The following is an 11,013-nucleotide window of genomic DNA, read 5'->3' on the forward strand; positions in this document are numbered from 1 at the left end:
TCTTGGTAATCACTAGGACAGTGCGATCGCCTTTCCGTTCCAATAAGGCATTGGTGGCTACTGTGGTTCCCATCTTGATCGCTTCAATGGCATCACTTGGTATCGGCCTATCAACAGGAATCTCTAAAATCTCTCGAATTCCCTGTACTCCAGCATCTTGGTACCGTTCAGGATTTTCCGAAAGCAGCTTATGAATTATCAACTGGCCATCCGGGCGTTTTGCCACAATATCCGTAAAGGTACCACCTCGATCAATCCAGAATTGCCAGCGTCCAGTGGAAGTAGTAGTCATATTTGCCCGATTTTTAATAAAACATTAAACAGATGGGGAAGATGGCGGAGAATTTCCCAATAGTTTCCTGTCTCCATCAGCAACGTCCCAGCAAACTATATTTTCCCTTAAGACAGAGTAACTTAGGATTCCAGAGCCACCAAGCCGAGGTATCACCCGATCGGGGAGTGGTCATTCAATGGGAGCCAGGAATTATTTCTGAGATTGAGCAAACATAGCCCAAGTTGACTCTAATTTAGACTAAAATTAGTTATCCTATGGCAATCCCAAACCTTTACTATTAGTGGTCATGTCTGTTTGATTTTGGTAAAATATAGATAATAATATTGGTATAATTATCTACAATATATGCATCGCTATTTACTGTTCAAAACAATTTTTTGTTGATATTTGTTTTTAACGCGCTAACGCCATCAAAATTAATTATGCAACTAGAAGAATATTTTAACTTTCTGGCTCCCGATGACATTCGTATTAAAGGTCATCGAATTGGGATTGAAACGGTGTTGTACGAGTATTTATTTAAAGAGCGTACTGCTGAAGAAATTGCCAAAATTTACTCAACTCTCACCTTAGAAGAGGTCTATGCCACAATCCTATATTATCTACAGAACAAAGACACAGTCAGTAAATACATTGCTGACTGGCTAGATTGGGGACATCAACAGCGTAAAGCTCAAGCCTTGAATCCTCATCCGGCAGTGGCTCGACTCCGGAAAATCAAAGCAGAAAGACAAGCCCAGTTGAAAGCCAATTGAAAAGTTAATTATAATTGCACAATGTTCTTATGATCAGGAATATCAAGACCAAATTATGTAAGCATTCAGCGTTCAGCCTTCAGTGGTCAGTAGTAAGCGGTCAGCTTATTTTATTCAAAAGCACATCAAGTAGGGTTCATATAGCGCATCAACTGATGACTGATGACTGATAGCTGATAGCTGATAGCTGATAGCTGATAGCTGATAGCTGATAACTGATAGCTAACCAAATTATTCACTTGCCGATGACTTGAATTAATGAATTATTATAACTAGAAGTCTCAACAATACATTGCTGTTTGTTTGTATTATAATGCTCCTCATCGTAAGCATTCAGCCGTCAGCTATCAGCTATAAGCTTAAGCGGATCACAGGCTAGAAGCCTGTGCCACGGTACTTGAGGTGCTAGCAGGCGCTTTAACTGTACGGGGTCGGATCAGTAAAACGAGCAGGGATTTTCAACCAGCCGTTCCAGCACCTTAAACTTGTTTACTACCTCCCGTTGATTAGCTGACGGCTGACGGCTGATAGCTGAATGCTTACTCCTCAACAAGCCTAAGACTGAGAAGACTAGACTCGTGAAAGCAAAAGCCAAACCCAAGAAACTACTAGGTTTTTTATATACTTGCTTATTCCTTGGTTTAGGAATACTCCCCACAGTAGTCAAACCAAAGCCAGCCCTTAGTGCAGAATACATTTATTTTAACTATGGTCCATTAAAATTGTCCCTTTCCCGGGAATCTCTGGAAATTTTCGCCAATGAGGGCAGAATTACTAAAGAATTTGAGTTCTACGCCCAAATGCTGAACCCAGAAACCTTGGAACAGTTTCGGATGCTACTCCAAAAGCGGATTAAAATCAGTCCTGTGGCCATCTCCCGCTTAGGTAAATCCCCCATGGGAGAAGCCTTTCTAGAAGGTTTGGGAAAGATGATCAAAACCCACCCTGGTCGCAATGGTTTACATAGTCTTAGGGGGGCGCTGGTTTTGGCAGCAGCTGACTCCGAGGGTCTAACTATAATTAATATAGTGCGCCAGTTTCCCACCGAGGGGATGTTGATTGATACTGACTATATCTTCGATGTCCAAAAAGAGCTAGCTACCCTATTTCGATATCGAGATGCAGCGGTGAATGCGATCGCAAACCAAGCCACCCGAGAAGCGGCTGCTGAGAATACCATTGATGTCTCCCAGTTAACAGACTTACAACAACCAGGTTCTTATCAATACACAGAGCAAATCATCACCCTTTCCGGTCGCCGCCGTCAATCCCCTCTAGGGTTATCCGGAGAAACCAAGTTTGAGGTTGCTTTGTACTTACCCCAAGGCAATCGAAAACCAGCCCCCTTAGTAGTCATGTCCCATGGCTTTGCCTCAGATCGCAACCATTTCACCTATTTAGCAGAACACTTAGCATCCCATGGCATTGCGGTAGCGGTTCCTGAACACGTCGGGAGTAATGTTGAATACTCTCAAGCTATACTACAGGGACTAGCCAATGGAATCAATCCCGTAGAGTTTATTGAACGACCCTTAGATATTAGATATGTGCTCGATGAGCTGGAAGACCTCTCTAAATCTGACCCTAATTTTGCTAATCAGCTGAATCTGGAACAGGTAGGTGTGATTGGTCATTCCTTCGGGGGTTACACAGCTTTAGCCGTAGCAGGTGCAGAAATTAATGATTTAAGACTGCGCCAAGTGTGTCCTGATCAAGACCCAACCTTCAATCTATCTGTACTGCTCCAATGTCTTGCCAATCGCTTACCCCCGTTTAATTATGACTTGCAGGATCCACGGGTCAAAGCTGTAATCGCTGTTAATCCTATTACCAGCACAGCCCTTGGTCCAGCTAGCTTGGGTAAAATTAAAGTGCCAGTCATGATTATGGCAGGTAGCCACGACATCGTAGCACCAACTGTCCCAGAACAGATTCACCCCTTTATCTGGCTCAATACCCCAGAAAAATATCTGGCAATGATTGTTGATGGCAACCACTTCTCCACTAGTGGTGCATCGGGCGACGATTTTGCCCTGTTTCCTAAAGAATTACTTGGTTCCAATCCTCAGGTCGGACTTTCTTACCTAAAAGCCTTAAGCTTAGCTTTTGTTAATACTCATATTCGGGATTTATCAGACTATCGACCTTACCTTAGTGTCAACTATGCCCAAGTCCTCTCTGAGAATTCTCTAGAGCTACATTTAGTCAAATCTTTAACTCCAGAACAACTAGAGGAATCCTTTGGCAGTCAACCTCCCGAAACTATAATACCACAAATCGCAATTGAGCCAATACCGAAGCGTTCAGAAACAGTTTTAGAGCAAATTAAACGAACTGGCACCATAAAAGTTGGTATTAGAAAAGATGCTGCTCCCTTTGGCTACATTGATCCCAACGGAGAGTGGAAAGGGTATTGCTTTGAGCTACTCAATTCCTTAAAAGACAAAGTTGCCCAACAACTCAATAAACCCATAGAACTAAAAGTTGTTGCAATTCAATCAACCTTGGAAAATCGCTTTGCTATTGTCCGAGATGAAGCCGTACATTTGGAGTGTGGACCTAATACGATTAGGAGTGATATTGAAGCGATAAAATTCTCAACACCATTTTTTATTACTGGTACACACTTTTTAGTAGATTCTCAACAACCGAGAGTCTTCAATCGTTACCAAAGCCTTGACAGTTTAAAAATTGGAGTACTTCCCAGTAGCCTCACAGAAAAATTTATTGACCAAACCTATCCTAATGCTCATAAAATAGTTTTTCCTGGAGACATAGGTAGGTCTCAAGGAGTCACAGCATTAGTCAATAGCGATATTGATGCCTTTGCCAGCGATGGCATTTTATTAATTGGAGAAGTCACCAGACAAGGACTTTCCTCATCCCAGTACACCTTATCTCCAGATCAGCCACTGACCTGTGATTTCTATGGCATGATTCTCCCTAAGAGTGATCCGCAATGGCAACGTATTGTCAACTCCTTTATTGAAGGCGAAAAAGCTAAAGAAATATGGGGGGGATGGTTTACAAATTTGTTTCCCTATGTCTTATTAAATCTAGAGTATTGTATTGATAAGTAATATGTAAGTCAGTCTAGGAATTCATCATTCTTTTTTAGCGGTCACCATAAAAGAACGTCGCCTTCCAGGTACTGAACGGGGTGCGATTTGGACAGAGTAACGTCCATAATTTGCTCTTATTTCGACCGGTTGGATAACTGACGCATTCCACCCATGAGCAGCAAATAATTCTTCTGGTTGGTCTGTGCCAAAACGCCAATTTTTACTAATTAATCCTTTCTGAGTTTTGGAGCCTATTTGCCACGACTTTACACTTATTAAATCTGCAACCAAATAACTCCCTTTGACACTGACATCAGAAATTGTTTGCAGTAATGTATTTATCTCTTTTTTATCCAGATACATCAATAAACCTTCCATCAACCAAACTGTAGGTTCATTAGATTTATATCCATGATTTTTTAATAAATGCACCCACGGTTTTTGCAAATCTGTAGCGATGGACTGGCGATGACATTTAGATGGAATATCCTTAAGAATTGCTTCTTTCCGAGACATGATTTCTGGTAAATCAATCTCGTATATACATAGTTCAGGTGGTAAGGGTAGGCGATATGCCCTAGTATCGTACCCAACCCCTAAAATTACAATTTGACGTACCTCTGGTATTACAGATATCAGAAAATCATCAAAAAATTTAGTTCGGACTGCCACAAACTGGATGCGAAGGGTATTTGATTTCGGGTCTTTACCGTCTTGTTTTTCCCAAGAATCCATCAAAGACTGTATTTCCTTAGACCCAACTAACTGAGCAGCAAAAGGATCGTCAAAAAGTCGGTCTGCCCTTTTCGACTCAATAGCGCGTTTGGCCGCCATTACTACTGCGGTACGACAGACATGATTTTTGATTTCTGGGATTTTTTCGCCTTTTGCTGCCAGTTCGTTTTCCATAATTTACAATTTAGTGCTTGATCATGAAATTAAGGACAACCTTGCTGAGATACTGTACCATCGGGCATCGTGGCATTACACAAATTAGCCCCAGTCAAATTAGCCCCAGTCAAATTAGCCCCGGTTAAGTTAGCCTCTGTTAAATTAGCCTCTGTTAAATTAGCCCCACTTAGATTAGCATTTTGTAAGTCAGCATAACTTAATTTAGTTCTATACAGATAGGTATTACTTAAATCAGAGCTAGCCAAGCTCGCACCGGTTAAATCCCCTAAACTTAATGTGGCTCCTTTTAAATTAGCCTCATACAAGATTACCACAGGAGCAAAAACCTTATCTAATTTAGCATTTTCCAATGTAGCCGATGTTAAGTCAGCATCAAATAAACGAGCATCTACTAAATTAGCATTTGTCAGGATGGCTCGTTCTAAATTAGCGAGAGTTAAATCTGCTCCCTGGAGATTAGCATTGGTCAGATCTGAACTTACTTCTTCCGTGGCTCGTCGTTGGTAAGATTGAAGTTTAGGGTTCAGTAGAATACTATTGAGATAAGCCCCTGATAAATTAGCCCCTCTTAAATTAATACTTCTCCAATTACAGTTACTAAAATTACCAAAGCTCAAATCACGACCACTTAAATCATTGCCTAGATCGCAATTAGCAAAAGTGTTAGATTGGGCTTGAGCGGGCAACCCTATAAAACTGAGACATAAGATAGAATAAACTAGAGTTGAAGACACTAGAGTTATCGTTTTAAGCACCATAGTCATATTGAATAGTTAGGATTGAATCTTGAGAGCGTGAATTAATACCGAGTCAAATCTATAGCCATCCCTGTCGGAGTTGTGAGAGTAGTCAGTTGGAGCAACGGATGGTTAAGGAATGTAACCAATGGAAGTATGGAAAAACATAGAAGTCTCGCAAGATGGCTAAGAGGTTACCCAGAGTAACACGGATTTCTCTGAGGTTTGACTTCGGATTGATATAATAGTATATAGTATTTTACTGTCAGATGTGACAGTAGGATTGATCGGAACGTCGAACCAGGGAATAGGGCACAAATAGAGTTTTTTAGCTAAACTGTTGTACACTCGTCAACAGTAATTGACCATGAAGCCAACTCGCCAACTAATCCAAAACATTTTCAAATCGATAGTAGCCTCTGTCCTAATCCTGAGTCTCTTTGGATGTGCCGCCCTTCTAGACCAGTTAGGAATCGGGAATTACACTGTCAAACGGGTATCTGACGGGGATACCATTCTCGTCGCTGACAGGTTTGGCAAGGATGTCAAAGTTCGGTTTGCCTGTATCGACGCTCCAGAAATTGCCCATTCCAAAAAAGAGAAGCAAAGCCGCAAATTGGTAGACAAAAGTCAATTCAAATGGGGAAATAAAGCCAAGGAGCGACTTCAGGAACTAGTCAAGCAAAGCGATAATCAGGTGGTTTTGACCGTAACTGATACTGACCGCTATGGGCGCAGCGTCAGTGAAGTACGCTTAACCGATGGCACCTTTGTCCAGGAAGTGCTAGTAAAAGAAGGGCTAGCACAGGTATATCGCCCCTATCTGAAAGATTGCCCCAGTGCGGAAATGGTCGATAGTGCTGAAGCCAATGCCAAACGATATCGGCGAGGGTTGTGGCGAGACCCTAAGTTTGTTCCAGCTTGGGAATACCGTAGTTTAGCAAAAACTAAATCCTCCTCCTGAGTCGGAGAGTGTTTAGTCCTCTGAGTCTTTAGTCCTTAGAGAATGTTTGTTAAACTTTGCTTAAATCCTTGCCTAGGGTGGGTTAGGCGGCGATATCTGTCAAAGCTCACCTTTTAAGAGAGCTGTCCGCCGTAACCCACCAATATTCAAGACTATAGCTGTCTTAAGATTTACTTTATAAACCGTCTCTTAGTAGCTAGCCAATAGCCAGCCAAAAGTCTATTGGTAGTTACCACTAATGAATGAGTAATTTACTCATATAGGGTTTGTAAATCAGATGTAAACCTAAGAGGTATTTTTTTCTTATCCAATAAAACTCCGGAGCTCTTTCCCCTCTTGCCTTTTGCCTCTTGCATGCATGCCTTTTCCTGCAATTGGTGTGTTTACAACCCATATACAAACGCTATAAATGTTGCAAAATGTTAAGTAAGTGATCAAAACTAAGATTCAAAACTGATGGTACTCTTCGGATTTAAGAAAAAGCTGACCGTGCCTACTCCTGAGGAAGCCTTACCCGGACGCTCAGAACTCATGCCAGTACCCGAGCGTCACTACGTCAACGGCAATCCTCTCAAACCCCCTTATCCTGATGGATTGGAAATGGCGATGTTTGGCATGGGATGTTTTTGGGGAGCAGAACGCCGATTCTGGCAACAAGAGGGAGTGTTCACTACCGCAGTAGGTTACGCTGCTGGCATTACCCCTAACCCTACTTATCAAGAGGTCTGTACAGCCATGACCGGTCACAATGAAGTGGTGCTGGTGGTATTTGATCCAAAGGTAATCAGTTACGAAGCACTATTGAAAGTCTTCTGGGAAAGCCACAATCCCACCCAAGGCATGCGCCAAGGCAATGATACTGGTACTCAGTACCGTTCAGGAATTTATACCTATTCCGAAGACCAAAAGAAGCTAGCGGAAGCCTCACAAAACGCTTATCAGCAAGCTCTGAAGGTCGCCGGTTATGGTAATATTACCACAGAGATTCTAGATGCTCCTGAGTTTTATTACGCAGAGGGCTATCACCAGCAGTACCTGGCTAAAAATCCTAATGGGTATTGTGGTTTAGGTGGGACGAATGTGAATTGCCCTGCAATTTCATAAGTCATCACTTCTGTGGTTAACACTCATCAGTAATTAGTCATTTGTAAGTACCAAGAGACTTTGGTGGATTACAAATGACTAATGACTAAATGCAGCAATTCAGTTGACTAGGAAAGGGTGGGTTTTGTAACGTTTGTAACAAGGTTGTTTGTCTTGGGCTGATACATAAGCTAAACCCACCCCTACAGAGTGAGTGGAGTTTACACTAGTTCCTGGTGCGAAACTAAAGTTGCTAAACCGACATAATTACTGTCAATAGCGCTAAGTTTCTGGGAATCTTCTTAAATTGATATAACAGCTCTAAATTGCTTTAAGTACTTTCGTCCTGGGTTTTAATGATCTTCGGACCAGAGAACAGCTAGTGGGGTGCTCCGGCGCGGGGAGGGGGGAGTTGGAAAAAATCCTGTGTACCTAACTTGTGATGAGAATTGCTATATATCCTTTTTCAAGGAGCAAGAGAGTGATGAGACTCAAACAGTTACAGAGTTCAGCCAAGAATAAATATACTCAGCTTTTGTTAGTGCTGCTTTTGGCTTTTGTCGCCTATGCTTTTTTCTCGCAAGCAATAATTGCCGACTTAATTCTATCCCTAATTTTATTAGGAGCAATAGTTGTAATAATTACAACATTTTATTTACATAAAAGGTTTTTTTATTGTTATCTGTTCATTTCATTGCTCGCTTTTGTAGTCGATTTTATCGAGTTTATTTATCAATACTCTAACTTAAAGCTAGCTGTGGCTACAAATATTATTTATGGTGGTTTTTTTCTCTTAGCTATTGTGTTGATGATTGAGAAGATTTTTAGCGGTCACAAAGTCACGATCGATACCATAGTTGGCGGTATTAACGTCTTTCTTTTAATTGGTACTCTGTGGGTTTTGTTTTTTGAAACTATCTATTTATTAAACCCAAAATCTTTTACTTATTCAGCAGAAACAATTAATTCTTTTGACCTGCTTTATTTCAGTTTTACCACCTTAACTACCGTTGGCTATGGGGATATTACTCCTGTCAGTCCTCTAGCGAAAGCTCTGACTAATTTAGAAGGAATTTGTGGGGTGATGTATCCCGCCGTATTAATTGGCAGATTGGTCGGAATTTATAACCCAGAAGCAGAGCATTAGAGGGAGCAGGGGAAGCAGATAAGTCAGAGGGAGGAGACTTTCAAGGGTATGTTTTTAAGATTGTGAAGTTAGGACAGGTACAATTGCTGTATAGGGTTTATCATAATGATTTAGATATTTATCCGGAAAATGGTTGGTCATTACATGGTTTAGCACAAAGCTTGCAAGCACAAGGAAAAACAGCAGAAGCAGAAACTGTACAACAGCAATATCAACAAGCGTGGCAATATGCTGATATTGCTTTGTGAAATAACCGTAAAATAACCTCAGTTCGATTGGCTCAACTAGAAAGCTTATCTAATAAATCCTTTAGCACTGGTGGTAATTTGCGCATAATCTTACCCTGCTCTCGGTCAACGGCTACTAGAATCACACGACCGGTTAGGTAAAGTTCTTTGCCATCATGGGATTGAATTTTATAATCCCACTTCATACGGAAACCTTTCATTTCGGCGATGGCTGTCTTGACAACTGCTGCTGTGCCCATTGGCATTGCCCGGTGATAGCGTAAAGAAAGTTCTACTACTGGTAAATCGCATCCTAGCCTGACAAAATCACTATAATCCATACCCATTGAGCGCAAGTACTCCACCCTCGCTTCCTCCATCCAGCCAATGTAGGTACCATGCCAGACTATACCAGCATAGTCAGTGTGGTGGGGATGGACTCGCACTGGATAGTCAAACCATTTGGCTGTGGTGGCAGTTAGCTCATGACTTGCCATGGTACTGTCCAGCTGTCCTTGAGTTGAGGTTTGGGGTGTTTCTGACATGGATCAACTTAATCGTGACTGGTATGATGATCGTATATGGTGATCGTATTCTGTTAGAGCTAGATCAGATCAGCGCTAAGTTTTTGCTGATTTGGGATCTAGTTCGGGCAAGTCTAATCCTGACAGATCAAAGTAAGCGATCGCGTCCGTCTCAAAAAGTCAATCACTGTTTACCATCATCCTACTGATCGTAATCAGAACCTATCCTTATATCATGTCGGGATAATTACCCTTAATCAAAATCTCCCCCATCTCCCCATCTCCCCATCTCCCCATCTCCCCACACTTCCCACACTTCCCACACTTCCCACCCTCCCCACTCTCTCCTTAATTATGGGTATTCAACCAGACTTGATATTAGCCCTGTGTTGGGAGGGTTAGGAGTAATCTGGTCACGATTTGGTAACCAAGCTGATCACCTGCTGAAAGCGATCGCATGCGATCGCTTTCAGGGTATCTGCTCACAGGTCGCCATGGTTTCTTCTAATGGGTTTCTTCTGATGCTACCAGTAGGGTGCGTTACTGAAGCATCCTAGGTTTTAGGGAATTTTCCGGCTTTTTATGCCAGGTTTGACCAGAGCTTTTTTTTAAGTTTTGTAAAGATTAAACAATCCACTGCGTAAATCCTGGATCGGCTTCAGAAATGTAAGTAGAGGTTGAATTCGAGTCAGCCAATGACCGAAACACCTCAGTATTAACATTACAAACTTCAAGGTTCAAACCAGGAAATTTATCATGTTTCGTAGTAAAGTAGCCATTGCGTCTGTAGTTCTATCTTTGGGTGTAATCAGCCTCGGTATTCCTCAAGGCAAAGCCTTAGCACAAGATACTAACGCGCCTCGTCCCACCCCTCCGAGCAACCAACAATTTACTTTAACCACTACCCCCACCCCCAGTGCAAAAACCGTATTTGCTGTAGTCACCAGGAACGGCGCACTCAGTCGCGGATTCGGTGCCAGCCGAGCCCGAAAAGTTCTGAACGGTCGGTACGAAGTCTTTTTCAACCGGGATGTCCGTCGGTGTGCTTACACTGCTACTTTAGGTACTACAGGCTTTGGCACTGAACGATCTGGTGAAGTTACTGTAGCCACACGCGCTGGCACCACCAATGGGGTTTGGGTTGCTACTAACAATTCTAGTGGAAATGCCGTAGATCGTAACTTCCACCTTGCTGTACATTGCCCGTAGGCTGCTTAGAAGCTATCCAAAAATTTGTCTTGGGGGGTTGTGGAGCCTACTTTAGACCACAAGCCGTCTAAAGGATTACTGAAGTGAGTTACCAGTAA

16 protein-coding genes are annotated in these 11,013 nt (G+C 42.1%); 11 read left to right on the forward strand and 5 right to left on the reverse strand.

Annotated features, from left to right (window positions below):
• A partial coding sequence (locus F6K20_RS09735) for a hydantoinase/oxoprolinase N-terminal domain-containing protein (protein ID WP_287294527.1) occupies positions 1-292 on the reverse strand: 292 nt, incomplete at its 3' end.
• Positions 293-333: 41 nt separating this feature from the next.
• Here F6K20_RS09735 and F6K20_RS09740 point away from each other — a divergent pair.
• Together F6K20_RS09740 and F6K20_RS09745 are read left to right on the forward strand one after the other, a co-directional pair.
• Entirely contained in the window at positions 334-510 is a 177-nt protein-coding gene (locus tag F6K20_RS09740) for a hypothetical protein (protein WP_287294529.1), read from the forward strand.
• A 207-nt stretch (positions 511-717) separates the two neighbouring features.
• Positions 718-1,050 (forward strand): DUF433 domain-containing protein, encoded by a 333-nt coding sequence (locus F6K20_RS09745; RefSeq protein WP_287294531.1) that lies wholly within the window; start codon positions 718-720, stop codon positions 1,048-1,050.
• Between the two features lie 436 nt (positions 1,051-1,486).
• Here F6K20_RS09745 and F6K20_RS09750 read toward each other — a convergent pair whose 3' ends face one another.
• Positions 1,487-1,747, reverse strand: coding sequence for a hypothetical protein (locus F6K20_RS09750; RefSeq protein ID WP_229414449.1), 261 nt, complete (start codon positions 1,745-1,747; stop codon positions 1,487-1,489).
• 25 nt (positions 1,748-1,772) lie between these two features.
• Here F6K20_RS09750 and F6K20_RS09755 point away from each other — a divergent pair, with 25 nt between their 5' ends.
• Positions 1,773-4,130, forward strand: coding sequence for an alpha/beta fold hydrolase (locus F6K20_RS09755; RefSeq protein ID WP_287266317.1), 2,358 nt, complete (start codon positions 1,773-1,775; stop codon positions 4,128-4,130).
• Positions 4,131-4,154: 24 nt separating this feature from the next.
• Here the strand turns inward: F6K20_RS09755 and F6K20_RS09760 are convergent, their stop codons facing one another.
• Both F6K20_RS09760 and F6K20_RS09765 read right to left on the reverse strand, forming a co-directional pair.
• Positions 4,155-5,021, reverse strand: a complete 867-nt coding sequence (locus F6K20_RS09760; protein ID WP_287266320.1) for an SAM-dependent methyltransferase — start codon at positions 5,019-5,021, stop codon at positions 4,155-4,157.
• A gap of 29 nt (positions 5,022-5,050) precedes the next feature.
• A complete protein-coding gene (locus tag F6K20_RS09765; RefSeq protein ID WP_287294533.1) occupies positions 5,051-5,788 on the reverse strand; it encodes a pentapeptide repeat-containing protein in 738 nt (245 codons plus the stop codon).
• Positions 5,789-6,128: 340 nt separating this feature from the next.
• On the opposite strand from F6K20_RS09765, the gene F6K20_RS09770 reads away from it, so the two are divergent.
• The 4 genes from F6K20_RS09770 (at position 6,129) to F6K20_RS09785 (ending at position 9,203) form a co-directional block, all read left to right on the forward strand.
• Positions 6,129-6,725, forward strand: coding sequence for a thermonuclease family protein (locus F6K20_RS09770; RefSeq protein ID WP_287266324.1), 597 nt, complete (start codon positions 6,129-6,131; stop codon positions 6,723-6,725).
• Positions 6,726-7,181: 456 nt separating this feature from the next.
• Entirely contained in the window at positions 7,182-7,829 is a 648-nt protein-coding gene (msrA, locus tag F6K20_RS09775; protein ID WP_008183085.1) for a peptide-methionine (S)-S-oxide reductase MsrA, read from the forward strand.
• A gap of 463 nt (positions 7,830-8,292) precedes the next feature.
• Positions 8,293-8,955, forward strand: a complete 663-nt coding sequence (locus tag F6K20_RS09780; protein WP_008183083.1) for a potassium channel family protein — start codon at positions 8,293-8,295, stop codon at positions 8,953-8,955.
• Positions 8,956-9,038: 83 nt separating this feature from the next.
• Complete coding sequence (locus F6K20_RS09785) at positions 9,039-9,203, forward strand: hypothetical protein (RefSeq protein WP_154659762.1); 165 nt, start codon at positions 9,039-9,041, stop codon at positions 9,201-9,203.
• Between the two features lie 32 nt (positions 9,204-9,235).
• Here F6K20_RS09785 and F6K20_RS09790 read toward each other — a convergent pair whose 3' ends face one another.
• The gene (locus F6K20_RS09790) at positions 9,236-9,727 is read right to left on the reverse strand and encodes an acyl-CoA thioesterase (RefSeq protein WP_008183079.1); all 492 of its coding nucleotides are present in this window, start codon (positions 9,725-9,727) and stop codon (positions 9,236-9,238) included.
• 14 nt (positions 9,728-9,741) lie between these two features.
• Here F6K20_RS09790 and F6K20_RS09795 point away from each other — a divergent pair, with 14 nt between their 5' ends.
• The 4 genes from F6K20_RS09795 to F6K20_RS09805 all read left to right on the forward strand — a co-directional run bounded on the left by F6K20_RS09795 (position 9,742) and on the right by F6K20_RS09805 (position 10,915).
• Positions 9,742-9,915 (forward strand): hypothetical protein, encoded by a 174-nt coding sequence (locus tag F6K20_RS09795; RefSeq protein WP_154659761.1) that lies wholly within the window; start codon positions 9,742-9,744, stop codon positions 9,913-9,915.
• Entirely contained in the window at positions 9,890-10,108 is a 219-nt protein-coding gene (locus F6K20_RS40565; protein ID WP_502708059.1) for a hypothetical protein, read from the forward strand. Before F6K20_RS09795 ends, F6K20_RS40565 begins: the two co-directional genes overlap by 26 nt.
• A complete protein-coding gene (locus F6K20_RS09800; RefSeq protein WP_154659760.1) occupies positions 10,093-10,263 on the forward strand; it encodes a hypothetical protein in 171 nt (56 codons plus the stop codon). The genes F6K20_RS40565 and F6K20_RS09800 overlap by 16 nt, the downstream gene beginning before the upstream one ends.
• A gap of 199 nt (positions 10,264-10,462) precedes the next feature.
• Positions 10,463-10,915: a hypothetical protein gene (locus tag F6K20_RS09805; protein ID WP_008183077.1), complete on the forward strand. Its 453-nt coding sequence runs from the start codon at positions 10,463-10,465 to the stop codon at positions 10,913-10,915.
• Positions 10,916-11,013 lie beyond the last annotated feature (98 nt).

The organism is Moorena sp. SIO2C4, assembly GCF_010672485.1.
Lineage (GTDB): Bacteria > Cyanobacteriota > Cyanobacteriia > Cyanobacteriales > Coleofasciculaceae > Moorena > Moorena producens.